The sequence below is a fragment of the Cytobacillus gottheilii genome (assembly GCF_018582665.1).
GTDB lineage: Bacteria > Bacillota > Bacilli > Bacillales > Cytobacillaceae > Cytobacillus > Cytobacillus gottheilii.
The window spans coordinates 1,119,487-1,144,859 of record NZ_CP071709.1; the positions used below are offsets into that span (position 1 = coordinate 1,119,487).

A 25,373-nucleotide genomic window follows, 5' to 3' on the forward strand; every position below is an offset into this window, starting at 1 on the left:
CTGTTATTGAGTTATTAATAGAAGAAAAACAGGGAGATTAAAAATTTTATGTTATTTGCTTTATTAGCACTTTTAGTTACCGCTGTATTATTATTACACTTATGTGCAAGGATACTATTCTCTTTCATTAAAAAGAAACCTTTTCCAAAAAAACTACTGATTGCAACACTTTCTAGCGTTATTTTGGTTTCTTTAATTTACTTATATGAATCGTATTTTTTTACATTTAGCGCAATTGATAGAGAAAACCTTCAATTTGGACCTGGACCAATAACATCACCCACTGAAGAATATACAGCTAATGCTTATTATGAACCGTATGGTGGCGCAGCAGGCGGTGTTAACGTATGGGTCGAAATCAAAAACAATAATGAGAAAAATAAAGCTAAAACTATTTACTATGGTGATGCAAAAAGTAACTTTTCTATGGAATGGTTGGATGAAGATACGTTGTATATTCTAAATGACGAGCCTGATTTCCCTAATTCAAATAGAAGTATTAAGTTAGAAATAGGTAAAGAAATTTATCACGAAAATGGTTTGGCATGTAAAAGTTTGTTAATGAAAGACCAATATGAAACTTGCTATCAAAAGTAATATCATAATTCTATATTCAGATCAGCTGCCAAAGCTTATCGAAGCGGACAATTAAGACGTGAATTATATAAGAAATTCTTCTAAGTGCTGCTGACCGATGCAGCATTTTTTTTATTGATTGAAAGGTACTGTTTAAAAAAATGATTATCTTAATATGTTAAAATGGTATAATTTGGTTATAGGTGAAGTGGATGAGTCTTATTCTTCTTGCTTTCATACACATACTTTTTGGATTAGGATTAATAATGTTTTATGGTAAATTACCAAAAAGTATAGTGACATTTGGAGTTGCCTTTTTCATTATGAGTATTCTTTACTGGGCAGTATTCATAACAAATGCATTGTTCAGCTGAAAATTGTGTTAATGGAATATTTTTTTAATCCATTCATTATAGGGGGGAGTAAAATGAACATTGTTTTAAAGAGAATGTCAGAAGGTGATTTTAAGAATTATTTCGAAAATAAGATTGAGAGATATAGCAATGTTTTATCGGAAAATGTACATGAGGTAAGCAGTGAGGAACCATTGTTACAATCTCGAAAATTGCTAAATAATTTACTTCCAGAAGGATTAAAAACCTCTAATCATTATCTATTCAATATAAGTGAAGATGACAAGTTGATTGGATTTGTTTGGATCAAAGTTGATAAAGAAAAGAAAAGTGCATTCCTTTATGAAATCATTATTTTTGAAAAATATAGAGGAAAAGGTTACGGAACTTGGGTGATGAAGAACATAGAAGATTGGTTAGCACGTGAAGGAGTCTTATACTTTAAGCTGCATGTTTTTGGAAGCAATGAAGGTGCTAGGAAGTTATATGAGGAACTGGGTTTTGAAATAGCGGGAATAAATATGATGAAAACTATTAATAACATGTAGTAGTTATCAATTAAAATATCGGAGCAGTAGAGTTGAGGAAGCATGGTGAAATAAAGAAAAAATGGAGGGGCAAATGGATAAACATAAGTTTGATGAGTTTATTAAAATTGCAAAAAAGCTAAATGATATTAATATTATTCCCTTGCTAATGGGTTCGGTTGGTTTAGAAGTCATTACAGGAAAGAGCTGGGATGCTGAAGACTTAGATATTCATGTGCCTGGTGATCAAAGAGGTTGGGAAGTTCCGCCCGAATTAAATATACATAACTGGAATGATATTGTAAACATTATGAATTTGATGGAATATAGCTTAGTTGATTTACATGAACATGAGTTCACGAAAGAGGGGTTATCAGTTGAGTTTGGTATCATTGATACTTTGCCAAGTTTCGCAGGAGTACCGCTCAAAGATTTAGAAATACATCAAATCGGAGATGTAAAGTATTATTTATTAAATCCGAACCAATATTTAAGTGTATACGAATCCTCATCCAAGGACAGTTATCGAGCAGATAACAATAATAATAAAGATCTTAGAAAGATAGATTTCTTAAAAAGTATGATATATGCTAACTAGAAATTTTATTAAGTCTAATTGTGCTAACAGGTGTTTTCCTTAAATAAAAGGGAAGCCTTTTTCTTATGGTGCTATCGGAGCAGGTTAGTGGAAGAAGGATTGTGAAATTAAAAATAGAATATGTATTAGTGATTAAAGGAGGTTGCAAATTTGAAACTTAGACAAATGGCAGTTGCTTTTCTTTTTAGTGAGAAACTAGAAGTTTTATTTCTTCAAAAAAAGCAAAAAGACACTTTCTTTGCAGGTTTTTTAGTTCCAATAGGCGGACATATTGAAGGCAATGAAATAAATGAACCTCTAAAGGCTTGTTTACGAGAAATTGAGGAAGAAACTGGATTGAAGAGGGAATTCATAGAAAATCTAAGACTTAGATATATCGTACATAGAATAAAGGAAAATCAAGAGATTCGATTACAATATGTTTTCTTTGGAAATGTATCAAGAATTAATACCTTATCTGAGAGTGATGAAGGTTCATTAACCTGGGTAGGCTATAACGAAATTTCAAGCCAAAATGTCTCAGCTACTACTATTGAAATAGTTAACCACTACAAGGAAATAGGCAAAACTACTGAAAATGTGTATGTAGGTTCAATGAGGTCTTTAAAAGGAAATCCTACAATTACTTGGGGACTTTTAGAGGATTGGGAAATGTAATTCTTCTGATAAAGTCGCTTTTTTATTATTAGAAAATATAAGTTTGTGAATTAATGTACTTAAACAAACGGGTGCGATTCTTCAAGATCAGCTGCCAATTCAGGCGGATTTTCTTATGTAACAAACGGAGCAGCATTCCTGTAATAAGTGAAACTTTGCTTATGGTAGAAAATGGGCAGGTTTATTGAACAAACAAATTAGATTTTCATGGTATAGTTTAACAGTATTTATCTTTAAGAACTTAATTTAATTGAAATGAGAAAAACGTTATGACTACTACTGTACTAAAAGTATTTGCTTTAATCGCAATGTTCATTGACCATACAGCTCAATTTATCCCTAATATGCCTGAGTTTTTTGGATGGATTGGTAGAATAGCAGCACCTATATTTTTATTTTGTGTCGCCATAGGATATAAACAAACAACGGATAAAAAAGTATTTAATACGTTTGTACGTTGCAGGAGTTCTAATGGCTAGCATTAATTTATTTTTAAATAATGTTTATAGTTATACTGGTGCTGATATAAAAAATAACTTCTTTTCAACTCTATTTATGGTAGCTTGTACCCTATTTTTACTCGAAAATAAAAAGGTGAAATACTGGGAGATAATCCTTCTTTTTTATATCCATTTTACGGCTCAGTATTCGGCAATATAATTTTTGTTGCAGGGGGTATCTTCTTTGTCTTAATTGGGGGAATTATATTTTTAACAAAGAATAAGTGGCAACTTATTATCAGTTATACTATCTTTGCTTGTTCCTTTTCAAAGGAACTGGAAGGTGGGGAGGAACCCCAGGTCCTATTTCAACTACTTTTTTCCCTTTCTCAGATTACCCAGTGGATAATGATTGCAGCATTACCATTTATGTTACGTTATAACGAGAAAAAAGGTATAGGATTAAAATGTTTTTTCTATTTCTTCTATCCTATACATATAATCGTACTTTACCTAATCGGTATTAGAATATTAAATCAATAATAAACAAAAGGTGCGTTGAACCAAGTAGGATTAACGCTTTTTTTATGAATTCTTATACGAAATTGGTGCTATATTGAAGATCATCTGCTAGATCAAACGAATGTTCTTATAGAACAAATGGGGGTGTTTAGCACAATAACCTGTAAATTACTAAGTATTAGTCATTTATATTATGGAGAGTGAGACTTATGAGGTTATTTTTATTATTTGTTGCTGTTTTAGCTATTCTATCTGGTTGTAATACAAGTTATCCAAGTCTTGAAGAAGCTGTTCAAAGTCAATGGAAAACACCTATAAAGGTTATTAACCACGATGAAAATAATCAATTAGTTTATTACTTAGACCAAACACAGCATATTTTAGGAGTTTATGAATTTGAGAATGGAAAATACAAATATAACAATGAACAAAGTGTTGGTATGACTTTTGAATCGGAAAGTGGTTTACCTTTTTTAGTTTCAGCTAACCATTTTGAAGGTATAGGAAATATTATTCATGGTGCTATAACAACAGATGAACATGAGATAGAAAGATTTGAAATTCATTATAAAAATGGAGAAATACAAGAAATTAGTGCAAAGAATAATACCTTTATAACGGAATTTCCATCTTTTTTAACAATAGATGTAGAAGTGTTTTTTTCTGAAATTGAAAACGCTGTGGGATATGACCAAAATGGAGAGATTGTTGATAAGTGGAATAGGAATGCAGAATTAAAAAATTAAAGGGGTATTTCACTAACGGGTGCTTATATTAAAGATCAGCTGCCAGATTGGGTGGCTTTTCTTATGTCACTAACGGAGCAGCATTCCTGTAATAAGTGAAACTTTGCTTATGGTAGAAAAGAGGCAGGTTAGTGCAACAAGACTCTTTAAATATGGTATGATATTCCAATGTCTAAAAAACGGTAATAACGTTTAAAGGAGGAATACGATGTTAGGATTGCCAAAAGGAGAGGTCTTCTTAGTTCAATGGACTGAAGAATGGAATAAGGAATTTTTATCAGAGAAAGAAAAAATTTTAAATGAAGTTGGTGACTACATTGTAGAAATTCACCATATTGGTAGTACGGCTGTAAAGAAACTAAGTGCAAAACCAATTATTGATATTGCAGTGGAAATCAATGATTTTAGTGTAGGTGAGAATTGTGTTTCTCCCTTAGAAAAGATAGGTTACTCATATAAAGGGACAAACATTTTACCTGACAGACACTATTTTAGTAAAGGTGAACCAAGTACTCACCAAATCCATATGTACCAAAGTGGAAACAAATTTTTACAGGAACAGTTGAAATTCAGAGATTATTTGAGAAATAACGATAAAGCAAGAATTGAATATGAAGAACTTAAATATAAACTATCAGAACTGAATAATAATAATAAGCACAAATACGCAGAGGAAAAAACTCAATTTGTTAAATCAATCTTAGAACAAATTTAAGGGTAATTCTTATTAAAGTAACGGGTGCTTTCCTGAGGAAGCCTTTTTCATATGTCGCTAAAGGGGCAGAATAGTGAAAGAAAGATTTTATATCCGGTGAATGTAAAATCAAGGTAAAATCTAAGAAGGAGGTTTAAATACTTTCAAATGAATGTTTTGCAGATGAATGAAAGGGAGGAGAGCTAACTTGGAATTATCAACTGAAAGATTAATAATTAGACCTTTTAAGAGTACTGATTTACAGGATGTATTTGCTATTTATAATAATGATGATACATGTAGGTTTCTATTACATAATAAGTGGACTCATGAAGATATGGAGAAAAGATTTAATAAGAAGTTAGCAAACTATGTACTCACTAAAGAATCAATGTTAAGTTTGGCAGTTGTATACAAGACTAAAGTTGTTGGTGATTTATCCGTATGGTATACAGATATGAAAGACACTGTTGAGATTGGTTATAGTTTTTCAAATGAAGTAGCTGGGAGAGGCTTGGCAACAGAAGCAGTAAGTAGTTTGGTCTATAAATTATTTGATGAATTTAATGTGCATCGTATACAAGCTAACCTTGATGCAAGGAATACAGCTTCACAAAAATTGTGTGAACGAATAGGCATGAGAAAGGAAGCTCATTTCATACAAGATTTTTGGAATAAAAATGAATGGACAGATAGTATTGTATATGGAATGTTACCTTCCGATCTGTAGTAATAGACTTAGTAATTTTAATGTGCAAACGGGTGCTATATTCAAAATCAGCTGCCAATTTAGGTGGCTTTTCTTATGTAATAAAAGGGGCAAGGTTAGTCGAATAAGGCGGGAGATTGAGATGAATTTTTTCACAGCTCTATTTTCGACAGAATCCGAGTTCTTTCGGGGAGTTTCGGGGCGTCACTGTGACGCCCCGAACGCCCCGAACGGCCCGAACGCCCCGAACGGCCCGAACGCCCCGAACGGCCCGAACGCCCCGAACGGCCCGAACGCCCCGAACGGCCCGAACGGCCCGAACGGCCCAAAACGCTCCGAAAACCCTATACAACAAAAAACGAACCCAGCATGTCCCCGAGTCCGTTTTTTATTCAATATTTATTTTAAGACATGTTTCTGGCTAAAATATGTTTTCCTAGTACTCCTGATATGTCTCTCCATCTGTGACTATGCTTAATACACCATGATATATGTCTGAGTCTGCATTTCTTAATCTTTCGAGCAGTTCAGGGTATGGGTCAATGCCTTGTTCATCGTTAATAAAGGTAATGTCTGGACCAACCGCATCAATAAATGCTTGTGAATTTGCTGAACTGTCCCGGTGATTGGCTATTTGCAGTATTTCTGCCTCGACATTGTGATTCTCCAGTAATTTTTGTTCGGCGGCTCCATTTATTTCGCCAGTGAATACAGTGTCAAAGTCTCTATATGTCATCTTTAGAGCCATTGCACCTTCTTCAATGCTTTCGCCCTCATCGTAAGCATTTAATGCCTGAAGGGAAAATTGGTCTTCTTTTATTAAAGTCTTTCCTTCTTCTGCTACTTGAACTGGAATATCATACTGTTCTATTAACGATAGAAACTCTTTATTAGCAGCATTTTGATCTGGCATTCCGCTATGGATAACCTTCCCAATATCACCTTTGTATGCTTTCAATACAGAATTTAATCCTGCAATATGATCCTCTTGAGGTGTAGTGGATACGATTAAATCAATTTTACCTGTTCCAAAATTCAGGTTGTTTACATCTTCCAATAGTGTGGAATTTATTCCTCCACTATCTATTAGAATTAGATTATTATTCGGTTTTCTAATCACCGCATAGTCAGTATCTCCACCACTGACAAAATAAACAGTCATTTTTCTATGTTCCTGAAATTCTTCATTTAAGGCTCTAGCTAAAAAGGCTGAGAAATCCGATCTTCTAAGCGTCTTGTCTGGTCTAAATGTATTGTTAGGGTAACCTGTTGTAATTCCTGCATCTATGATCTTTTTGGCGGAGGAATAGGCTTTCATTCCTGGTTTCACATCTAAAAAGTCTGTTTGTGCTTCTTCCTTCAAGTCGAAAGCTCTGGCAATAAATATGGCCATTTGTCCTCTAGTTACAGTCTGGTTTGGACGAAATGTACCATCTGGATATCCTAATATGATCCCTGCTTCTACTGCATCATTTATATAACCGCTTCCAAAATTCCCTTTCTTTACATCTGAAAATTTCGTATCGGAAGGAGTGCCATCAAATCCTTTTGCTCTTCCCAACATCACTGCAGCCTGTGCACGAGTTACTGGAGCGTCATATCTAAAGGTTTGATCTGTGTAGCCACTCACAATGCCTTTGTCCACTAAATACATAATCTCATTGTAAAATCTATGGCCTGTTTTCAAATCTTTAAATCCATTTGCACTAACGCTGCCTGCAAATCCTGAAAACACCAACAAAATTGCTACAATCCATACAGCTAGCTTTTTCATAACATCCTCCTTATTTTCCATATATACCAATTATATATTGAATAAACTAGATAATCTATTAATATGGTAAAAGAAATCCAATTACTCCAAACAATAAATATAGCCATCTGTCCTCTCGTATTAGCGCTACTAGTACGTCATAAAAAGAACAGTGAATCATGCAATAATAAATCATCATTTAGGCAATCTTAAACGGGACATTAGAACATGGGTGGGCAGTAATGCATACATCGGATATTAATAAGAAAGAATATAATGCGAAATCCGTTTTATTAAAAGGTTTTATCTGGATACAAGCTTTAAAGTAAAGATTAATTCTATTTGGAGGTATTTGTGTGAATGACAATATAACAGAAGGCGAGTTTCAAGAGATTATCCGCAAAAGGAGTAGTGGGGATTTAAGTTTTTCTCAGTTCTTACAAGAATTGTCCCAAAGAGGCATAAATGAATACGAAATAGATGTTTCAACTGGTCAAGCCACCTATAAAGGAGTCCATTCGGAGTTTAAAACAGACTCTCAAGTAGACCTGGCTATCTCTGATCAATTTAATCGAAATAAGGTATTGGAGGCAATCGCAAATATCTCTCTTCCTTTTTTAGATTTCTTAAAAGAAATTGCTGACGCTGGAATAATAACTTATCGTGTGTACATACCCGAGAGGAAAATCAAATATTTTGGTATAGAGGGAGAAGTAATTGAAGAACAGCTTAGAATTTAAATTGATTTTCAAAACAAGTACGTAAAAGAATTTCAATAAATAATTATGGTTAAAATGACGGGTTGCTGAGGCAACTCTTTTTTTGTGGAAGCAAGTTTAGTTTGTGAATAAAATGCACTTCTACCGCTTGCTGCTGCAAAAGTAGTGATTGATTACTGGGTTGCACGTCAGGTTGAAGAAAATTTATATAAATGAACCGATGAAATTAAGGAGATAAGATTTGATATTAAGCTTACTTGCAATTAAGCCTTTCTTAAAATGTAAGAAAAAAGTAAGAATTTATACAGTAAATATTAATAAAAGCCCTTTGTTATAGTGGTTTACTAGTATTAGAGAGGAGAGTAATTAATAGTATGACCAAAAAAATCATTGTAAGCATTACAGGGCTAATTGTGTTATTTTTACTTATCAATCCTGCTTTTCGATTAGAATCAATTCAACTAATCGAACACTCTGATAAAGAATTAATTGGGGTTGAAAAAGTTGTAGATAAAAATAATAGATTATTACATGAAAGAGAATTAGAAGAAAATATAGCTAGTGAAAATGTATATTTACTAAGGTTAGACCAAAATAAGGTCCTTTATCAGAAACAGCCTCAAGAAGAGATTTCCATCGCTTCATTAACAAAGATCATGACAACACTTGTAGCAATTGAACAGCTTGAGGAAATACATGTACCCGTGAAAGTTTCTCAGGAAATGTTTTCAAAATTGTATGAAGAGAATCTTTCTGTCGCTGGTTTTTTACCAAATGAATCTGTGCGTGCAATTGATTTGCTTTATGGAGTCATGCTGCCATCAGGTGCAGATTCCGCTCTTGCATTAGCTCAACACTTAGCGGGTTCTGAAGATAACTTTGTTAAACGAATGAATGAAAAAGCAAAAACTTTAAATATGAATCATACATCTTTTTCAAATGTAACAGGTAACGACCAAGCAAATCATTACTCTACAGCAGAAGACATAGCTATTCTACTAAAAGAGGCATTACAGAATCATACTTTTAAAGAGATCTTTACAAGTGAACGTCACTCTACTGCAAGTACTAGTTTAAGAACAGAAGGAATTACCATGCATAGTACGATGTTTCAAATGTTGTCCGATCAAACGATTGATTCATCTATACAGATAGAAGGAGGCAAAACTGGTTACACAAGTGGAGCAGGCTTATGTCTTGCTAGTTACGCAATTATCAATGATGTCGAGTATATTTTAATAACTGCTGGAGCGGAAGGGTCAAATAAAACCCCGCCATACCATATAATGGATGCTATTCTTGTATATGAAAGCTTGTTATCATATCAACAAATTTAAAGCAAAAGAGGCTTTGATATAAGTATTTAACACTCTTATTGAGCCGAATGGTTAGGAAAGTGATCTTTCTAATCATTCGGTTTTTTTATTTATAATTATAAAATATATTTTATTTTCATAAGTGAAATGGAGCGGAGGGCCTTCGACTCCTGCGGGCTGTAGAGCAAAGGGTGAGACCCCGCAGGAACGGAGTGACGAGGAGGCTCAGCTTGCTCCCCGCGGAAAGCGAGGGTCCGCAGCGCAATGGAACGGTCTTTGTTTTAAAATTCAACAGAACTCTGAATGTTCGTGTTTAAGGTGGTTATTTAAGTATTGTCTTACCTCTTTTTATACCTGCATAAAATTATTCTCCTGTTCTAATAATTTTAAAGATCAAATGAATAGGAAAAAAGCAGGGATTCTTATGAATATAATTGAAGTTAACTGAATGAATTATTTATAAACTAGGATAAAATTTTATAGCAAAGGAGTGACAAAAAATGAATGAAAATAAAGGTACAGAAATAAAAATCTCTTCAAAAGCAGAAAACATTCTAGCTCAGATCCATAGTAAAACGAAGCTAGGCGATTTACGAAAAATCGCAAAGGACATTAAAAAAGATCATGAACTAGCTATGGAGCTTTGGTCAACGGAAGCGTATTTGCCCAGGCTATTAGCTATTTTAATAATGGACAAAAAACTTCTATCACAAGACGTGCTAAATAAGCTTGATCAGGATATGCAGACCCACACCTTTGATGAGCGAAACAACCTAATGGATTGGTTAATGGCTAATCAGCTCAGCAAAGACAAGAAGACAATTGCTTTAATAGATTCATGGGAGAATAGTTCTTCTGCGCTCCAAAGGCGAACTTTCTGGTACTATCAAGCTCGATTAAGATGGACTGGACAAACACCGCCTGATAATACCGAATACTTGTTATCTGCATTAGAAGCTAATATTGCCCAGGAAGAACCGGAAGTTCAATGGGCTATGAATTTCACCGCAGGCTGGATCGGCGTTTATGATGAAAAGCAACGTGCGCGCTGCATTACACTTGGTGAGAAAACAGGTCTATATAAAGGTGAAAAAGTAGCAAAAGGATGTACACCAAGCTATTTGCCCGAATTCATTGCCATTGAAGCGAACAAACGGCAAAATAATTAGTTGCCCTTAAAATATTATCTACATAAACTGGAAAGTAAAAGGGTGTGGAGAAATCGATATGATGCTGGTTATAACGGCAGGGATCATTGTAATAGCAATTACTGGTTTATCCATTGAGGGGAAGCTAAGAAAGGTGATTGACCAAAATAAAGAAATTATAAATTTATTAAACAACAAATAGACAAAGTATTGTTGGATTTAGGGGGATCAGCATAATGGAAGAGAAACAAAAAAGCGGCAAAGGAATACTCCTGACAATTGGGTGGTTAACGGTGGCATTATTAATGTTAAATTTAATGCCGCCTGTGTTTTTATTTATCCCTATAGCACTCGGAGTTGTATTAAAGCGAGATTACCAGGGAGGTTCGGCTCTCATTATTTTTGGAGGTTTAAGCGGGATTGTGGGCTGGCTTTTAGGGATGTTTGTCATTAATAACATACTGTAGGGAATTAACTAGATTTAACCTATTTAAACAAAAGGCCATACAAATAGTGACTAACAGAAAAGACCACTTTCAAATTAAAAGTGGTCTTTCTTGCCATACTTCTGTAAGTTACTAGATTAATAAGCAGACTTATATTGTCTAAATGTTTTCCCTTTCCATAAAATGATCAGAGCGATCAGCAGCCCAACAGTAGAAAAGGACAAAATAACGTGCTGAATATCAATACCTTTGGACACAAGCAAGGTCACACTTGCATATGCAAGAGGATCGAAGCCATTCATTGCCAGAAAGACGATGCTCATAACTCTTCCCATGATCCGGGGATCTGTATCCTCCTGTGCTGAGGTGAAAAATGGGATCGAAACAAAAGTCATAGTGAAGCCAATTAAGAACGCTAATGCAGTCAAAACATATAAATTAGGAATCTGGCTAAATGCGATAGCTGTGATTAATGTGGCAACTAATCCAATCATTGATGTTAATCCTCTATGTCGTATTTTTACGATTCCAATGATGACAGTACTTACAAGCATCCCTATCGCTAAAGCGGTCTCAATGTAACTAAGATTAATCGGTGACCCTCCATACGTTTCTACTAAAATAGGAATGGCAATCGATATCGCCCCGAAGGCAAAGAAGTTTAAAGTAATTAAGACCAGAATTCCCGTAATCAAAAATTTATTCTCTTTCACATAGGAAAATCCCTCGATCATATCTTTAAGCGGCGTTTGTTTAATTGTATTGTCTACTGGACCTTCTTTTAAGAAAGGAGGAAACATAAAGAAGGCTGACAAAAGAACAACAATAGCGGACACTAAATACCCAATTGTTACGCCGCCGAACTCCATGATACTTCCAGATATAATCGGCCCAACTACAAACCCAGCCTGACCCAGACCCTGAATAATGGCATTTGCCTGTTTGATCTGGCTTTGATGCACTAGCTTTGGAATTAATGATGTTCCAGCTGGTCCAGAAAAAGCATCCAATGTTCCAAACAGGAATCCAAGAATGACTAGATACATAAAGGTTAATTGACCAACATGGTTCAGTAGGAATAGGATAACGAGCAGAACCCCTTGAATGGAGCTCGTACTAAACATAATCGTTGTCTTCTTGAATTTATCTGCGAGAACTCCGCCAAATGCCATCATTAAAATGCGTGGCACAGTAGTGGCAATAAGTATAATGCCCAACGAGCTGGCAGAACCTAAATCCGAAATGACAAACCAAGTCGTTGTCATAAAAAACATGCTAAAACCGATGATCGCCAAAAAAGCGCCAATAAATAGAAATATAAAAGGGCGATTACGGAAAAGTGATTGCTGCTGTTCCATCTAACATCTTCCTCTCAAATTGAATATGTAACCAATCTTAGATGGTGACGTTATGTCGCAAGCAAGCGTTTTTTACCAAAAAGTTTGCACTTTGCATGTGACGTTACGTAACAGGTTAAAATGAAGATAGGGGAGGGATCTGCATGGAAGTAACTATCGGCCCATTTGCAAAAATGGCAGGAACAACAGTCAGAACTTTACGGTACTACGATAAAATTGGTTTGCTTTGCCCGAAAAAATACAATGACAATGGAAATAAAATATATACAGCAGCTGAGTGGGAACAATTCCAGCAAATTAATATATATAAACATCTTGGATTATCTTTAAGTGAAATTAAGGAACAAATGAAGAATGAGAGATTGAAGAATCGGGAGCTTCTGCTGATGCAAAAGCAATTAATTTTAAAAAAACAGGAGGAATTGACTGAAATTCTTGACGTAATCACAAGAATGGAACGACTTTACAATATTGAAGACATTTCTGATGAAGATCTAGATGAGTTCGCTTTTATCATGCTCGATTTATTTAGGCGGGAAAAAGCACAAATTCAATCATTTGAAAAACATTTTAACGAGGACGAGCAGCTCATTCAGCAATTGAATCTACTCAAAGATCCTGAAATCAAGAAAAAGATGGATAGGGAAATATGGAACTTGCTGCAGGCCATAAAAAACTCCATCCAGTTTAAGGATTCTAAAAGCAAAAAGAAAGTACAAGAAATTCTAACTGAAATGGATGGTTTATTTCCTGGCACTGCAACCTTCTTAAATATGACGGATGACGATACATTTCTCACCGAGCATTTCCACGAATTTAATAATTATTTCCCTGAAGATATTGCTAATTATATTTATAAAGAAATGAAGGCTTATTATGAGGAAAAGAAAGATAAGAAAGAGGAGGGATAAAAAAGGGCGAAACTGTTGAACTATTTAGTTAGTGACGATGAATAAACTGTTTTTTATATGGATAAAATATCATTAATATGAAACCAAGGATGATCCGGATGAATAGAAATGCTTCTCATATATTGCTGGCACTGAGTTTCCTGCTAATTTTAAGCAGTACCGAGAAAGTACATGCAAATGAGATTGATGATGCTCAATCTGACGAAAAGTTCTTTGCCGATATTGGATATAAAACCCCTGATGAAGCAATTAAGGAGTTTGAACAGCATTTTAAACAAAATTTAAAATTGCCTCTTAAAATACCACCAATTGCCTTCACTCATTATCTGGGGAGATTTAGTGACTTAGATGGCGACTTAAATGATTCTTTAGATCTAACGTTTACAAATGTAAAAATACCAGAAAATCATTACTCACTGGATATACGTCATGTGAATAACAAAATTATATTAAGAGATAGAGGCAATCAGAAAACCTATACTTTGAAAGATGGGCAAAAGGCCGTTTATATCATAGAAAGAGGTTCAAATATTTTTGTTTTTGAAAAAGGGAATTGGCAGTATATGCTTAGTATTAATAACCGGATAACTGATATAGTTACACCTGAAATGTTAATGGACATTGCTAATACTATTGAGTATTAACGAGAAGCTGCTGTGGAGGCGGCTTCTTCTTTTTACATATAAATTAGGTTTGTGTGTAACTGAATGGAGTTGGGGACCTTGTTCTGATAACTCCCAGAATAAAAATGTTATAATTTGGATAAGTGGGATGTTTACAAATGCAAAGGTAAGGGGGATACCTATGAATCAAGTATTTTCAATATATATGAAAGCAGTCAGAAAAGATATTTTTTTACTTCTGGCGATCATGGTTATTAGTATCTTTACCTATCCATTTTGGTTAGGGTTTCCTTTATTTTATTCGATTACCAGGATACCATATTTTTCTCCTATTCTATTTCCATTCATTTCTTCGTTATTGCTCTCTTTAGGATTTTTATATACTAATATAAATGCAGCAAAGGACCTGCATAATAATAGCCAGCGCAGTGCTTTTCAATGGACGTTATACTTTCAAATAAGAGTGTTTGGTGTTATCTTTTTATTTATTTTTACAGGCTATATGGTAATTTTATTTCTAAGCCGATAATCTGTAAAAACAAGGATGGGAGCGGATTGCTGTGAGAGCAGATTTTGAAAAGGCTATTCAGTTGCGAAAGAGAGGTAATCTGGAAGAATCCAATGAACTACTAATTCAGCTGGTCAGCCAGTTTCCTAATAATGCATCCATTAACTATCATTGTGCTTGGAGCTATGATTTATTAGGAGAAGAACCTAGAGCAGTTTCCTTTTACGAAAACGCAATCAGGCTAGGGCTAGCTTCTGAAGAATTAGAAGGAGCAATAGTAAAATTAGGAAGTACATATAGGACATTAGGAGAATATCAGAAATCCGAGAAGGCATTTGAAAAAGGTATAGGTTTATTCCCAAATAACAAAGCGATTCAAGTATTTTATGCGATAACTTTATACAATTTATCACAGCATGATCAGGCAATGGTGCTATTACTGAAAGTACTGATCCATACAACAAATGACGAAGAAATACTAGGTTATAAAAAAGCCATAGAATTTTATGCGGACAAATTAGATGAGGTATGGGAATAGCTGGTGAGTGATGCAATTTAATTCAATATGCTGTTATTTGAATTAAATCATCATTAAAGGTATCTACTATTCTTTTTAACTAAGGAACCTGTCCCCAGAATGGAGGAAATACAAGTGAAGCATGCATTAGTTATTGGTGGGACTGGTATGTTATCAGGAGTTTCACTTTGGTTAATAGATAACGGTTATCATGTGTCGATCATTGCGAGAGACGCTGAAAAAATGAAGCAGCTTCAAAAAGAGGCCAGTTCGAGCAGCCAAGTAACCCCGCTATTAGTTGATTATAGGAATAATGATAAATTAATAGAGAAACTAAAAGTAACAATCAAGCAAAATGGAGAGATAAATATTGTCGTGGCATGGATCCATTCAATTGCGGAAAATGCTCTTCAAAGTATTATTAGTGAGGTTTCAAAAGAAAGCAATTCTTGGGAGTTATTTCATATACTAGGCAGTCGTTCAAATTTAGAAGAAATAAAAAAGAAGCTTGCTGCACCTTCCAGTATTGCATATTATCAAGTTCAATTAGGTTTTAAAACGGCAGGTTCTCAGTCAAGATGGTTAACGCATAGGGAAATTTCTGAGGGCGTAATTGAAAACATTAAGAAGAAAAAGCAAGTGCTTATTGTTGGGCAGGTTGAGCCTTGGGGAAATCGTCCAAATTGACGATTTGATAAAACGAATGAGGAACAGTTTTTTGTTAGCGATTAAAAATATGAATTGAGGAATTAACATGGAGTTTCAATACGTGAAAGTAGAAGTACTTTTGCCAGAAGAGTACATTGAAAAGGTAAGAAATGAGCTAAATAATATAGGTGTTCTAAAAGTTGGCGCTTATGATAATGTAGTGTCATATTCTTTTGTAAAGGGGTATTGGAGACCATTAGAAGAGGCCAATCCTTTTAACGGAACAAAAGGAGAGGTTTCTTCTGGAACAGAGTGTAAAATGGAATTTAGATGTTTATTTGAGAGAATCAAAGAAGCAGAAATGCTAATTAGAAGTATTCATCCTTATGAAGAACCTATAATAAATATAATACCAATACTAACCTAATAAGTGACTATGTTACCGGCATAATTTAAAGGAATCGACTGATCCTGGTGGATGGGAAATTATTTTAAACTTATCCAAAGAGTGAGGGGAAAGGTAGAAATTGATCGGAATTAGTTAGTAAGGGAAGCAAAAGAAATTATTGATCCTATAAAGTTTATTTTCGATTGTAAAAAGAACAAGAGGTGTATTTGGATGGGATGGAAATTAAAGGCATTTGACGAGTTAACAAATATTGAACTATACAATATTTTAAAAGAAAGAACTTTGGTTTTTGTGGTGGAACAAAATTGTCCTTACCTAGAAGTCGACGGTAAAGATCCTTACTCATATCATTTTTTTAAAGAAGATAATGGAGAAATCATCGCATATTCAAGGATTTTACCTGCGGGAGTTTCCTATCAAGAAGCTTCAATTGGAAGAGTCTTTGTTAAGAAAGAATACAGGGGACAAGGAATTGCAGAGGAACTTCTAAAGAATAGCCTCGACTTTATCCAAAACGAATTAAAAGAAACAAATGTTAAAATCCAAGCTCAAGACTATTTAAGAAAATTCTATAATTCTTTTGGTTTTAAGACTATATCCGAAACATATTTAGAGGATAATATTCCTCACGTCGATATGCTTTTACAAAGATAACACGGTTATAAAGTTGTTAAAAGGTTGCCTTGGCCATTGTGTCCTTGTTTTTAAGTGCAGCTAACAATATTGCATCAGAAAATGACTAGACATTGCAATTCTATTTAGTTTTAGACTATTAAGTAGAAGCTGCGAAGGGTGCTGCTTCTTTTTTACTTAATACTTAGGTTTGTGCGTGAATGAATTGAATCGAGAAAACTGTTCATAAAGTTCTTAAGTCGGAAGGATGAGCGCTTTTTATTTTGTCTAATAGTTAACAAACTAGGCAAGTTAATTCAAAAATTGGAAGGAAAAAGGTATATAGTAAGGGAATATCTCATATACCGGATTAAATAAAGGAGAGTATGATATGAGTAAATCATTTATTGATCAAGTACATTATATTAGAATTCCAGTAAAAGATTTAGACCTGTCTGCACAATGGTATAGAGATGTACTAAGGCTTCAGGTATTAAACAATACCGAGGAGCGCGTAATATTGAAAGTAAATGAAGGCCCTTTTTTACTGATCTTAGTTCCTACCAAAGATGAAACATTTGCACATTTTACAATTGATAATGAACAAGAATTTAGCATTGGTTTTACAAGTCCTGAATTAGTTAAATTTCATCAGCACTTAATTGATCATCAAGTTAAGGTCGACGAGATACAAGAGGATAACGGTCATGCCTTTTTCCACTTTTATGACCCAAACGGCAATAAACTTCAAGTACACTGGTAAAATTATAACTTAATAAATTACCTTTATTACATGAACTAGTGCTTTTATTCTTCATCAGCTGCCAAAACAGGCGGCTTTTTCTCTTTTTATCATGATAAATGATGTTGTTTATGCCGTTGGCCAGCTAATGGAGTGATGTACATTGATACTTATAAAGTCATTAGTATAAAGAAATTTAGTCCAATTTTTCAGCTTTATCGGTGAAAATGAATAAGATAATCTGGGCTTATAACTAAAAAGTATTGAGTTTACATCCATATGATAAACGTTTCATTTTAGATCCAGCCACAATTAGGCAGCTTCTTCTTTTTCACAAAAGGAAACGATTGTTAAATAAAGGGGGAGCATATGAATATGAAAAAGATTGTCCTTATAGGCTCAGGGGGAGCAGGCAAGTCCACATTAGCAAGGCAATTAGGTGAAGAGCTTAAAATAGAAGTTTATCATCTGGATACTTTATTTTGGAAGCCAAATTGGGTAGGTGTTCCAAAGGATGTTCAAAGAAATATTCAAAATAAGCTAGTGGAAAAAGAAGAATGGATTATTGACGGGAATTATGGTGGCACAATGGAGATTAGACTTAATGCAGCAGATACAATTATTTTTCTCGATATTCATCGAACAATCTGTGTTTACCGTGCTTTTAAAAGATTATTAAAGTATCGAAACAAAACAAGACCTGATATGGGTGAGGGCTGCAAAGAAAGATTTGACTTAGACTTTTTACAATGGATATGGAATTATCCCAAAACGAAAAGGCCAGAAATTTTAAAGAGACTCAATCAAATGTCTAAAGATCAACGAGTGATCATTTTAAAATCACCCAGAGAAGTTAAAAAGTTTTTAAAAAAAGTTGAATGATTTTTTCCTTTTATTTATTATAGATTGAATTTATAGCATTAGAGCTCCCAATGGCAGCTTCTTTCATTTTATTATCGGGTCAGGGTAGCTCGAGAAGGATAACTTGATCACTTAGAACTTAAAGGAAATAAGGATTCTTAAAAGAATATTTTACATAATAATCTCAGTTTTCATAATCATGTCAGGAGATGAATTTATTTGTTTGAAACAGAAAGATGTTTGATTAGAAGCCTGCAAGAATCGGATTTTGTTGATGTGAAAAAAATATTTGCTAATAAGGAAGTAAGAAAATATCTTGGTGGCATACGCCAGGACGATGCTATTGAAGCTGGATTAGACGAAATGCTTAATTCAAGTGATAACTCTTTTTATTGGGTTGTCAGAGAAAAACACACAGATGAATTTATTGGTTTGATTTCTCTTGACCCTCATCACGATGGCGATTACCTGGAAATTTCATATCAGTTATTACCACACTGGTGGGGAGCAGGTTATGCAACTGAAGTGGTTCAAGTGATTATTACTTTTGCTTTACATGAATTAAAGCTTCCAAAAATAGTTGCAGAAACACAAACCGCTAATACTTCCTCTTGTAGACTCTTGGAGAAATTAGGGATGGAATTAGAAAGAACAACTAGCAGATTTGGAGCGGAGCAAGCCATTTATTGTATCAGAACATCCTAACTAAACCCAGCGAAAACCTTCATAAACAAACCGGTTTGTTGCTTGAAAAGATCAATAAAAAATCTAAGCTCAAGCGCGAAATTTTAGAGCAGCAAATATGTTTTATTATATAGTTCCTTGCAAGTGTTTATAGAACGTGTTAAACTTTAGTAGAGTTATTTTTGTTCGGTGTAAAGGATAGTAATTTTAGCTTTTCGTCTTGATGATCACTGAGTGCAAGGATAGTACCATATTGTGTGCAAGGCACACAGCAGGAGGAAACAAACATGGAACAAGGTAAAGTAAAATGGTTTAACGCAGAAAAAGGTTTCGGATTCATCGAGCGTGAAGGTGGAGAAGATGTATTCGTTCACTTCTCAGCGATTCAAGGCGAAGGGTTCAAATCTTTAGACGAAGGTCAAACAGTTACTTTTGATGTTGAGCAAGGTCAACGTGGAGCTCAAGCAGCAAACGTGCAAAAAGCTTAATAACAAGAAAAAAAACAGACTCTTTATAGAGTCTGTTTTTTTTTATGTAAAACAAGGAGTCCTAAAAGGGCACATCTAAACAAATAAAATTAAATAGTAATCAACGCGTATCACATAATTAAGCAAGCTCTAATTATTAAAAGAGTGGATGAATGACTAAATGTGCCAACTGGAAAAACTTTCAAAAGCCCCAACTCTTATTGGATAACGTAAGAATGTGTGCTAAGTTGATATTTAAGAATGACTCAATTTTTCTAGTAGTATTCTTGTTCAAGATCAGCTGCCAAATAAGGCGGCTTTTTATAGACAAATTTTACTCTCAAAGAGGGTGATAGATAAGTAATTGATATTTGGAGGGAGTTAATAGTGCAGCTGTTCAAAGGTGTAGATGGTCAAAGGATTAATAATTTTAGTTCCAAAATACTTATTGGGATAATAATTGTTTTTATCCTTATTACTTTAAAACTTTTTATCAATTTTTTAGAATTTAAAGATATTAAGGAAAAGGTAGTTGATGGGGAGCCAATGGCTTATGAATGGTTTCTAAAATCTGTTGATGCACAGGTAGAACTTGTGCGTTCTTTGGATATTGAGACATTAACTAAAGAAGAAAGAGAAATATATTCATCGAATTTACCATTATTAAACCATCATGTTCAAAGTATGTTGTTTTTATCAACCGTTAACAATGATGATAGTAAGATGTTTAACAATACATGGATAGAGTTTTATCAATTGAATGGAAGGTTAATGCTTGAATATGATCCGGAAAAATTTAAACTCCTAATTAAGGATATTACAGATAAACAAGAAGAACTTGAAGCATACCGATCTATATTTAAAGCTGAAAATCTGTCTATCTAACCTATGAGATTCTTTGTAGAGTTTGCTTGGTGAAAATTTTTAAGTGTTCTTTTACTAAATGAATACGTCTTTTTAGTTAACGCGTGCTTATAAGAAACAAGAGCCTGAGACATAAGTATTTAACACTCTCATAGAACCGAATGCTTAGGAAGTCATCTTTCCAATCATTCGGTTTTTTTATGATTATAAAATATGTTTTATTAACATGAGTGAAATGGAGCGGAGGCCCCTCGACTCCTGTGGGCAATAGAGGAAAGAAAGGGTGAGACCCCGCAGGAGCTTCCTCCCCACGGAAAGCGAGGATCCCAAGCGCAGTGGAACGGATTTGTTTAAATGCCCAAACCAAGATATTGAATATTCGTATTTTAGAAAGATTAATTTTGTTTTGTCCCAGCTTCTTATTAGTAAATAGGGGCAGCATTCCTGTAATAATGAACTGGTAATTGTATTAGTGAAATGTTACCTGCAGGATGCTACTTCTTTTTTTTGATAAGTGCATTATGGTCGATTGCCTTTGGCGGTTCTTCTAGAAATGCGTGTTTAATCATTAGGTTTGCCCCATCTTCAGCAAACAAAGCAATTTCTGCAGAAAGTCTTGTATATGTAGCATTAAGATCCATTCGTTGGCAAGTCCCTGCAGCTGTACCGTAATTTCCTATTCCTACAGCAATTAATGTAGTTGTATGAAACATCATTAATTTATCGGAAAAAGGGGATACCGTACTATCTGTTACGTGAGAATCCCAACTAATTGGTGCGGGAATATCTTCGTTAGTTAAAGTTGAACTGAATTTCTTCATGTGTTTATTAGAAATCCCCTTACCTTCTACAAAGAATTGCCTAATATCTTCATTGTTTTTGACACCCTTAAATTACCGAAAGTTGACGATATTGCCTGTCCAGGATTTGTCGATTATAATGTCCGTATATAATTCGAAACATTTCGACATTTATCATTCTGGAGAAAGGAAAAGACGCCTCCCATTACGTATAACTGCGCCAACAGTTATACAGGAGACGTCCCACAAAAAAGTATATGATTATTGTATCAGATTATCAGCTGATTGAAAATACTCTTACTGGAGTTTTTAGTTAGGGGTGCAGGGAGGATTCCTTCTCCGTGTTGCGGGAAAGACATGTTGGTTATAGGAACTAAGAATCGAAAGGCAATAGATCATTCGGGACAGGGGAAGATTTATAACATTCGGAGGCTCAGGTGCACAAACTGCCGTGCTATCCATCATGAACTACCTGATTTGTTGGTCCCTTATAAACGCTATGAAGCTGAATGCATTGAAAATGTTCTTTCGAACCCATCCACTCACACTGTTCCAGCCGATAATTCCACTCTTTCGAGGTGGCATAGCTGGCTTCAAGAATTTGTCGATTACTGGGTTGGCTGTTTAACTTCCATCATGATCAGAACCAATCAAGGAAACATCCCCCTGAATTTCTCGTCCGAAAGTTCAGGGACTGCACTTCAGAGATTAGGGCGCTTGGCAGGAGATGCGAATGGATGGCTGACAAGAATTGTCCGGCCCATCGTAAATATTAATTTTTGGATACATACCCGTTCTACATTCATTGTCCAATAACCTCTGATTTACACTCATGATAGACACTGAAAGGAGAGTGTATTCATGAGGAATCAAAGGAAATCAGAAGAGTTGGCCGTGCAGCGTTTTCAGCTGATCTCCCCTTTATTGGCAGAAGGGCTTGATGCGGGGAAAGCAAAGGAGTTAAAAGACCAGATCGTGAAGGCCAGCGGTCTCTCAGAAAGAACTATTAGGAGATATCTGGCTCAATTTCGCGAAGATGGATTTGGAGGATTGAAGCCACAAGGGAGGACGGTTTCTCGGAAGTCAGTAGCCATCCCTTCTCATCTATTGGAACAGGCCATCCTTCTCCGAAAGGAAGTGCCAAGCCGCAGTGTGGCACAGATCATTCAGATCCTCGAATGGGAAGGCTTAGCTGAACCAGGTCAAATCAAGAGGTCTACGCTTCAAGAGAAATTGACCGAAAAAGGATACAGTACAAGGCAAATGCGTCTCTATACGCAATCTGGAGTAGCTGCCAGAAGGTTTCAGAAACGGCATCGAAACCAACTTTGGCAATCAGATATCAAATACGGCCCTTATTTGCCTATTGGTTCAAACGGAGTTAAGAAGCAGGTTTATCTGGTTGCTTTTATCGACGATGCAACCAGATTGGTTGTGCATGCAGGCTTCTATCCAACACTCGATTCAAGGATCATTGAAGATGCCTTCCGGCAGGCCATCCAAAAATATGGGGTTCCGGAAGCTGTTTATTTTGATAACGGAAAGCAATATCGCACCAAGTGGATGGCCCGCACCTGTTCTAAAATAGGCACTCGCCTTCTGTATACGAAGCCCTATGCAGCCGAATCAAAGGGGAAAATCGAAAGGTTTAATAGGGTCATAGATTCATTTATCAGTGAGGCTGTTATTGAAAAACCCAATACGTTAGATCGCCTAAATGAACTTTTTCAAGTATGGCTGACAGAGTGCTATCAAAATAAGCCTCATTCCGCATTTGAAAAGAAAATGAGCCCGGAAACGGCATTTCGATCGGACAGAAAGGCGATTCGCTTTATCGATCAAGAAACGTTAAGCCATGCATTTCTTCACTGTGAAACAAGGAAAGTGGATAAATCTGGATGCATTAGTTTCATGGATCAAAAATACGAGGTTGGCTTGGCTTTCATGGGACGAAAAGTAGATGTTGTCTATGATCCTCTGAATATCGAAGAGCTTACCATCGAATTTGAAGACTACACACCTTGGAAAGCGAAGAAGCTTGTCATTGGGGAGATGGCTGGTAGACGTTCGGAGTTGCCTGGGCACCTGCAGGCGCAGAGTGCTGACTCTTCAAGGCTATTAAAGGCAGCTGAACGAAAAAATCTGGAACGCCAAATAGACCAGAAACCTGCCGTCACCTTCCGCGCCATCTGGAAGGAGGATGAATCCCATGTTTGAAGCGTTCTATGAAATGGACCATACACCTTTCGCCAGAGATCTGCCAACTGATCAACTTTATGAATCCACCATGATGCAAGAAATTCTTGGACGGTTGAAGTACGCAGCTGATCGACAGCTTTTTGCCGTCCTAAGTGGAGATAGTGGAACTGGAAAAACAACGACCATCCGTAAATTTGTGGATCGATTAGACAAAAGAAAATTTCATGTCTTGTATCTTTCCGACTCCAAATTAACACCGCGTCATTTTTATAAAGGGTTGTTGGAACAATTGGGCTCTGAAGCGAAGTTTTATCGTGGTGATGCGAAACGGCAGCTTCATAAGGAAATTGAACTGATGAAAGGAATTCGAGGACTCCAGCCAGTGGTTGTGGTTGATGAAGCTCATCTATTAGACCGCGAGATGCTAGAAGAAGTTCGTTTTTTATTAAACTTCAGAATGGATTCACAAAGTCCGATGGCGCTCATTCTTGTTGGTCAAAGTGAACTATGGGATCGACTGCGACTCCAATCATACGCAGCCATACGGCAAAGAATTGATATCCAATTCCAGTTAGGACATCTTGACCGAGCTCAAGTGGCGGAATATGTTTCTAGACATCTTCGTTATGCCGGCGTTGATCAACCTATTTTTTCTGACGGGTCGCTTGATGAAGTACACCGGTTCTCTGGTGGAGCCGCAAGGCTTATTAATAAACTATGTACACATAGTCTTCTATACGGCTCGCAAAATGGTCGTAGAATCATAGATGATCATATGATAAAACAAGTGATCCAAGGAGAACTATCATGAAGAGCCGCTGGAAACAAATGAGCTACAATGAAGAGCTGGATTGTTGGTTTATCCTTTGGGGAGATCAAGTAGGTTATAAGATGCGCAGTGGAGATTGGTTTGATCTCCATTTGGGAAATGGAAAAATACTTTCCTGCCTATTGGAACTGGGCAGAGACTGGTATATTCTTACCGGACGAAATGATGTTAGGTTCTATCTGAAGAAGAATGAAACGTATCAGGTTAATTTGTGAAAACTGTGGGAAGCAATTGCTTCCCCTTTTGTTTGGACAATGAATTCGTCAGTTTCTGGACAATTAATAACGTCAATTTTTGGATATTATGGAGTGGCATTAACACTTCATTATTACAAACCTGTGCAAATGCCATCATCATTGCTTTACCCATTGCATTTGTTTGAATATTGATAAAAAGATGCGTGATTTCAATGGTTGTTAATGGACGTTTATGAGAACCTAAAAAATCAAAAAGAAACCCTTGCTTATCTATAAAATCAACCTTATCAGGACTAGGGATTTGCGCTGATCGGACATATACACCTTTCGATAACATAACTTCTCTTGCCTTATCGTGTAATTCAGAAACGGAAATAAGTAAATTTCTAAAAAAGTTACTTACATCAGAACGTGCTGATACACCAATTGCGATTCCAATGCCCGCCATTGCAATTATCTCCAATTTTTGTATATACATAAGGATAAATGTGTCAGAAAATAATCTTGGTGCATTCACATTAACATCTTTGTCAGTAAAGCCAATTGGTATAGGATGATTTTCTTTAGTGAAAATTTCTGTAATAATATCGATGTCTTTTTCTGCTATAGTTAATGAATTTTCTATTAAGGGAAGAATTTCTTTATCTTCACATATGCTTTTAAAATACTTCATGACACAAATAGCTAAGCTATCATTTATATATTGCGTCCAAAGAAACCCCATTTCTGAAGCAGTTAGCGGAATCTTATGTTCTGTCAGTACCTTTTCATCCTTATTTGTATTTGTCATTCTAACCTTGTCCTCCTTGATATCGTCCAAACCTTTTCCATATTTTTAGGATGTTATTTAACATAAGACATTATTCATCTTTACAACAATTCTCAATGTTTTTTAAACAGTCTAGTATCAAATTGTGGTGTTATAAGAAAAAAGATATTC

33 protein-coding genes and 1 pseudogene are annotated in these 25,373 nt (G+C 35.3%); 30 read left to right on the forward strand and 4 right to left on the reverse strand.

The window, feature by feature from the left end:
* The first annotated feature begins 48 nt into the window (after positions 1-48).
* From J1899_RS05525 to J1899_RS05560, 9 genes are all read left to right on the forward strand, one after another.
* Positions 49-597, forward strand: coding sequence for a DUF5412 family protein (locus J1899_RS05525; RefSeq protein WP_214477983.1), 549 nt, complete (start codon positions 49-51; stop codon positions 595-597).
* Between the two features lie 406 nt (positions 598-1,003).
* Positions 1,004-1,477, forward strand: a complete 474-nt coding sequence (locus J1899_RS05530; protein WP_214477984.1) for a GNAT family N-acetyltransferase — start codon at positions 1,004-1,006, stop codon at positions 1,475-1,477.
* A gap of 73 nt (positions 1,478-1,550) precedes the next feature.
* Positions 1,551-2,054 carry a phosphoribosylanthranilate isomerase gene (locus tag J1899_RS05535; protein WP_214477985.1) on the forward strand — a complete coding sequence of 168 codons (504 nt, stop codon included), beginning with the start codon at positions 1,551-1,553 and terminating at the stop codon, positions 2,052-2,054.
* A gap of 150 nt (positions 2,055-2,204) precedes the next feature.
* Positions 2,205-2,711 carry an NUDIX hydrolase gene (locus J1899_RS05540; RefSeq protein ID WP_246586590.1) on the forward strand — a complete coding sequence of 169 codons (507 nt, stop codon included), beginning with the start codon at positions 2,205-2,207 and terminating at the stop codon, positions 2,709-2,711.
* Between the two features lie 269 nt (positions 2,712-2,980).
* Positions 2,981-3,190, forward strand: coding sequence for a TraX family protein (locus J1899_RS22590; protein WP_246586591.1), 210 nt, complete (start codon positions 2,981-2,983; stop codon positions 3,188-3,190).
* A 366-nt stretch (positions 3,191-3,556) separates the two neighbouring features.
* A complete protein-coding gene (locus J1899_RS22595; protein ID WP_484840049.1) occupies positions 3,557-3,694 on the forward strand; it encodes a TraX family protein in 138 nt (45 codons plus the stop codon).
* Between the two features lie 188 nt (positions 3,695-3,882).
* Positions 3,883-4,419: a hypothetical protein gene (locus J1899_RS05550; protein WP_246586592.1), complete on the forward strand. Its 537-nt coding sequence runs from the start codon at positions 3,883-3,885 to the stop codon at positions 4,417-4,419.
* Positions 4,420-4,627: 208 nt separating this feature from the next.
* On the forward strand, positions 4,628-5,134 hold the full coding sequence (locus J1899_RS05555; RefSeq protein WP_214477986.1) for a GrpB family protein: 507 nt from the start codon (positions 4,628-4,630) through the stop codon (positions 5,132-5,134).
* A gap of 187 nt (positions 5,135-5,321) precedes the next feature.
* Positions 5,322-5,843 (forward strand): GNAT family N-acetyltransferase, encoded by a 522-nt coding sequence (locus J1899_RS05560; protein WP_214477987.1) that lies wholly within the window; start codon positions 5,322-5,324, stop codon positions 5,841-5,843.
* Positions 5,844-6,258: 415 nt separating this feature from the next.
* On the opposite strand, the gene J1899_RS05565 is transcribed toward J1899_RS05560, so the two are convergent.
* Complete coding sequence (locus J1899_RS05565) at positions 6,259-7,596, reverse strand: S-layer homology domain-containing protein (protein ID WP_214477988.1); 1,338 nt, start codon at positions 7,594-7,596, stop codon at positions 6,259-6,261.
* A gap of 335 nt (positions 7,597-7,931) precedes the next feature.
* Between J1899_RS05565 and J1899_RS05570 the strand changes: the two genes are divergently transcribed.
* From J1899_RS05570 to J1899_RS05585, 5 genes are all read left to right on the forward strand, one after another.
* Complete coding sequence (locus tag J1899_RS05570) at positions 7,932-8,315, forward strand: DUF1398 family protein (RefSeq protein ID WP_214477989.1); 384 nt, start codon at positions 7,932-7,934, stop codon at positions 8,313-8,315.
* A 353-nt stretch (positions 8,316-8,668) separates the two neighbouring features.
* A complete protein-coding gene (locus J1899_RS05575; protein WP_214477990.1) occupies positions 8,669-9,631 on the forward strand; it encodes a D-alanyl-D-alanine carboxypeptidase family protein in 963 nt (320 codons plus the stop codon).
* A 479-nt stretch (positions 9,632-10,110) separates the two neighbouring features.
* The gene (locus tag J1899_RS05580; RefSeq protein ID WP_214477991.1) at positions 10,111-10,779 is read left to right on the forward strand and encodes a DNA alkylation repair protein; all 669 of its coding nucleotides are present in this window, start codon (positions 10,111-10,113) and stop codon (positions 10,777-10,779) included.
* A gap of 58 nt (positions 10,780-10,837) precedes the next feature.
* Complete coding sequence (locus tag J1899_RS22720) at positions 10,838-10,960, forward strand: hypothetical protein (protein WP_281420642.1); 123 nt, start codon at positions 10,838-10,840, stop codon at positions 10,958-10,960.
* A gap of 34 nt (positions 10,961-10,994) precedes the next feature.
* Positions 10,995-11,225 carry a hypothetical protein gene (locus J1899_RS05585; protein WP_066448663.1) on the forward strand — a complete coding sequence of 77 codons (231 nt, stop codon included), beginning with the start codon at positions 10,995-10,997 and terminating at the stop codon, positions 11,223-11,225.
* Between the two features lie 116 nt (positions 11,226-11,341).
* On the opposite strand, the gene J1899_RS05590 is transcribed toward J1899_RS05585, so the two are convergent.
* A complete protein-coding gene (locus J1899_RS05590) occupies positions 11,342-12,562 on the reverse strand; it encodes an MFS transporter (protein WP_214477992.1) in 1,221 nt (406 codons plus the stop codon).
* A 143-nt stretch (positions 12,563-12,705) separates the two neighbouring features.
* Between J1899_RS05590 and J1899_RS05595 the strand changes: the two genes are divergently transcribed.
* The 12 genes from J1899_RS05595 to J1899_RS05650 all read left to right on the forward strand — a co-directional run bounded on the left by J1899_RS05595 (position 12,706) and on the right by J1899_RS05650 (position 20,429).
* Positions 12,706-13,473, forward strand: a complete 768-nt coding sequence (locus J1899_RS05595; protein ID WP_214477993.1) for a MerR family transcriptional regulator — start codon at positions 12,706-12,708, stop codon at positions 13,471-13,473.
* A gap of 98 nt (positions 13,474-13,571) precedes the next feature.
* Entirely contained in the window at positions 13,572-14,117 is a 546-nt protein-coding gene (locus tag J1899_RS05600; RefSeq protein ID WP_214477994.1) for a hypothetical protein, read from the forward strand.
* A 160-nt stretch (positions 14,118-14,277) separates the two neighbouring features.
* Positions 14,278-14,625 (forward strand): hypothetical protein, encoded by a 348-nt coding sequence (locus J1899_RS05605; RefSeq protein WP_214477995.1) that lies wholly within the window; start codon positions 14,278-14,280, stop codon positions 14,623-14,625.
* A gap of 31 nt (positions 14,626-14,656) precedes the next feature.
* Entirely contained in the window at positions 14,657-15,142 is a 486-nt protein-coding gene (locus J1899_RS05610; protein ID WP_214477996.1) for a tetratricopeptide repeat protein, read from the forward strand.
* 114 nt (positions 15,143-15,256) lie between these two features.
* Positions 15,257-15,808, forward strand: a complete 552-nt coding sequence (locus tag J1899_RS05615; protein WP_214477997.1) for a short-chain dehydrogenase — start codon at positions 15,257-15,259, stop codon at positions 15,806-15,808.
* A 67-nt stretch (positions 15,809-15,875) separates the two neighbouring features.
* Complete coding sequence (locus tag J1899_RS05620) at positions 15,876-16,196, forward strand: YqfO family protein (protein ID WP_151575015.1); 321 nt, start codon at positions 15,876-15,878, stop codon at positions 16,194-16,196.
* A 192-nt stretch (positions 16,197-16,388) separates the two neighbouring features.
* Positions 16,389-16,832 (forward strand): GNAT family N-acetyltransferase, encoded by a 444-nt coding sequence (locus J1899_RS05625; protein WP_214477998.1) that lies wholly within the window; start codon positions 16,389-16,391, stop codon positions 16,830-16,832.
* A 349-nt stretch (positions 16,833-17,181) separates the two neighbouring features.
* On the forward strand, positions 17,182-17,553 hold the full coding sequence (locus J1899_RS05630; protein ID WP_214477999.1) for a VOC family protein: 372 nt from the start codon (positions 17,182-17,184) through the stop codon (positions 17,551-17,553).
* A 354-nt stretch (positions 17,554-17,907) separates the two neighbouring features.
* Positions 17,908-18,414: a DNA topology modulation protein gene (locus J1899_RS05635; protein ID WP_214478000.1), complete on the forward strand. Its 507-nt coding sequence runs from the start codon at positions 17,908-17,910 to the stop codon at positions 18,412-18,414.
* Positions 18,415-18,612: 198 nt separating this feature from the next.
* Entirely contained in the window at positions 18,613-19,098 is a 486-nt protein-coding gene (locus J1899_RS05640; protein ID WP_214478001.1) for a GNAT family N-acetyltransferase, read from the forward strand.
* Positions 19,099-19,364: 266 nt separating this feature from the next.
* A complete protein-coding gene (locus J1899_RS05645; RefSeq protein ID WP_066448645.1) occupies positions 19,365-19,565 on the forward strand; it encodes a cold-shock protein in 201 nt (66 codons plus the stop codon).
* Between the two features lie 366 nt (positions 19,566-19,931).
* On the forward strand, positions 19,932-20,429 hold the full coding sequence (locus J1899_RS05650; protein ID WP_214478002.1) for a hypothetical protein: 498 nt from the start codon (positions 19,932-19,934) through the stop codon (positions 20,427-20,429).
* Between the two features lie 473 nt (positions 20,430-20,902).
* Here J1899_RS05650 and J1899_RS05655 read toward each other — a convergent pair.
* A pseudogene (locus tag J1899_RS05655) lies at positions 20,903-21,277 on the reverse strand (DUF3231 family protein); the annotation flags it as partial.
* A gap of 216 nt (positions 21,278-21,493) precedes the next feature.
* Here J1899_RS05655 and J1899_RS22600 point away from each other — a divergent pair.
* Genes J1899_RS22600 through J1899_RS05670 form a run of 4 tightly spaced genes read left to right on the forward strand, consistent with a single transcriptional unit; the run spans position 21,494 to position 24,451 of the window.
* Positions 21,494-22,024, forward strand: a complete 531-nt coding sequence (locus J1899_RS22600; RefSeq protein WP_281420604.1) for a DUF6431 domain-containing protein — start codon at positions 21,494-21,496, stop codon at positions 22,022-22,024.
* A 45-nt stretch (positions 22,025-22,069) separates the two neighbouring features.
* Positions 22,070-23,425 carry a DDE-type integrase/transposase/recombinase gene (locus J1899_RS05660; RefSeq protein ID WP_214477233.1) on the forward strand — a complete coding sequence of 452 codons (1,356 nt, stop codon included), beginning with the start codon at positions 22,070-22,072 and terminating at the stop codon, positions 23,423-23,425.
* Complete coding sequence (locus tag J1899_RS05665) at positions 23,418-24,218, forward strand: ExeA family protein (RefSeq protein ID WP_214477231.1); 801 nt, start codon at positions 23,418-23,420, stop codon at positions 24,216-24,218. The genes J1899_RS05660 and J1899_RS05665 overlap by 8 nt, the downstream gene beginning before the upstream one ends.
* Complete coding sequence (locus J1899_RS05670; RefSeq protein ID WP_214477230.1) at positions 24,215-24,451, forward strand: DUF5348 domain-containing protein; 237 nt, start codon at positions 24,215-24,217, stop codon at positions 24,449-24,451. Before J1899_RS05665 ends, J1899_RS05670 begins: the two co-directional genes overlap by 4 nt.
* Here J1899_RS05670 and J1899_RS05675 read toward each other — a convergent pair.
* Positions 24,441-25,223 (reverse strand): DUF3231 family protein, encoded by a 783-nt coding sequence (locus J1899_RS05675; protein ID WP_214478003.1) that lies wholly within the window; start codon positions 25,221-25,223, stop codon positions 24,441-24,443. The two genes, J1899_RS05670 and J1899_RS05675, sit on opposite strands and share 11 nt — an antisense overlap.
* Between the last annotated feature and the right edge of the window lie 150 nt (positions 25,224-25,373).

Coding starts and splice junctions, on each gene's coding strand:
- J1899_RS05525 (WP_214477983.1), top strand. CDS start 49: ATGTTATTTGCTTTATTAGCACTTTTAGTTACCGCTGTATTATTATTA.
- J1899_RS05530 (WP_214477984.1), top strand. CDS start 1,004: ATGAACATTGTTTTAAAGAGAATGTCAGAAGGTGATTTTAAGAATTAT.
- J1899_RS05535 (WP_214477985.1), top strand. CDS start 1,551: ATGGATAAACATAAGTTTGATGAGTTTATTAAAATTGCAAAAAAGCTA.
- J1899_RS22590 (WP_246586591.1), top strand. CDS start 2,981: ATGACTACTACTGTACTAAAAGTATTTGCTTTAATCGCAATGTTCATT.
- J1899_RS05550 (WP_246586592.1), top strand. CDS start 3,883: ATGAGGTTATTTTTATTATTTGTTGCTGTTTTAGCTATTCTATCTGGT.
- J1899_RS05555 (WP_214477986.1), top strand. CDS start 4,628: ATGTTAGGATTGCCAAAAGGAGAGGTCTTCTTAGTTCAATGGACTGAA.
- J1899_RS05565 (WP_214477988.1), bottom strand. CDS start 7,596: ATGAAAAAGCTAGCTGTATGGATTGTAGCAATTTTGTTGGTGTTTTCA.
- J1899_RS05575 (WP_214477990.1), top strand. CDS start 8,669: ATGACCAAAAAAATCATTGTAAGCATTACAGGGCTAATTGTGTTATTT.
- J1899_RS05580 (WP_214477991.1), top strand. CDS start 10,111: ATGAATGAAAATAAAGGTACAGAAATAAAAATCTCTTCAAAAGCAGAA.
- J1899_RS22720 (WP_281420642.1), top strand. CDS start 10,838: ATGATGCTGGTTATAACGGCAGGGATCATTGTAATAGCAATTACTGGT.
- J1899_RS05585 (WP_066448663.1), top strand. CDS start 10,995: ATGGAAGAGAAACAAAAAAGCGGCAAAGGAATACTCCTGACAATTGGG.
- J1899_RS05590 (WP_214477992.1), bottom strand. CDS start 12,562: ATGGAACAGCAGCAATCACTTTTCCGTAATCGCCCTTTTATATTTCTA.
- J1899_RS05595 (WP_214477993.1), top strand. CDS start 12,706: ATGGAAGTAACTATCGGCCCATTTGCAAAAATGGCAGGAACAACAGTC.
- J1899_RS05600 (WP_214477994.1), top strand. CDS start 13,572: ATGAATAGAAATGCTTCTCATATATTGCTGGCACTGAGTTTCCTGCTA.
- J1899_RS05605 (WP_214477995.1), top strand. CDS start 14,278: ATGAATCAAGTATTTTCAATATATATGAAAGCAGTCAGAAAAGATATT.
- J1899_RS05620 (WP_151575015.1), top strand. CDS start 15,876: ATGGAGTTTCAATACGTGAAAGTAGAAGTACTTTTGCCAGAAGAGTAC.
- J1899_RS05625 (WP_214477998.1), top strand. CDS start 16,389: ATGGGATGGAAATTAAAGGCATTTGACGAGTTAACAAATATTGAACTA.
- J1899_RS05630 (WP_214477999.1), top strand. CDS start 17,182: ATGAGTAAATCATTTATTGATCAAGTACATTATATTAGAATTCCAGTA.
- J1899_RS05635 (WP_214478000.1), top strand. CDS start 17,908: ATGAAAAAGATTGTCCTTATAGGCTCAGGGGGAGCAGGCAAGTCCACA.
- J1899_RS05645 (WP_066448645.1), top strand. CDS start 19,365: ATGGAACAAGGTAAAGTAAAATGGTTTAACGCAGAAAAAGGTTTCGGA.
- J1899_RS05660 (WP_214477233.1), top strand. CDS start 22,070: ATGAGGAATCAAAGGAAATCAGAAGAGTTGGCCGTGCAGCGTTTTCAG.
- J1899_RS05665 (WP_214477231.1), top strand. CDS start 23,418: ATGTTTGAAGCGTTCTATGAAATGGACCATACACCTTTCGCCAGAGAT.
- J1899_RS05670 (WP_214477230.1), top strand. CDS start 24,215: ATGAAGAGCCGCTGGAAACAAATGAGCTACAATGAAGAGCTGGATTGT.
- J1899_RS05675 (WP_214478003.1), bottom strand. CDS start 25,223: ATGACAAATACAAATAAGGATGAAAAGGTACTGACAGAACATAAGATT.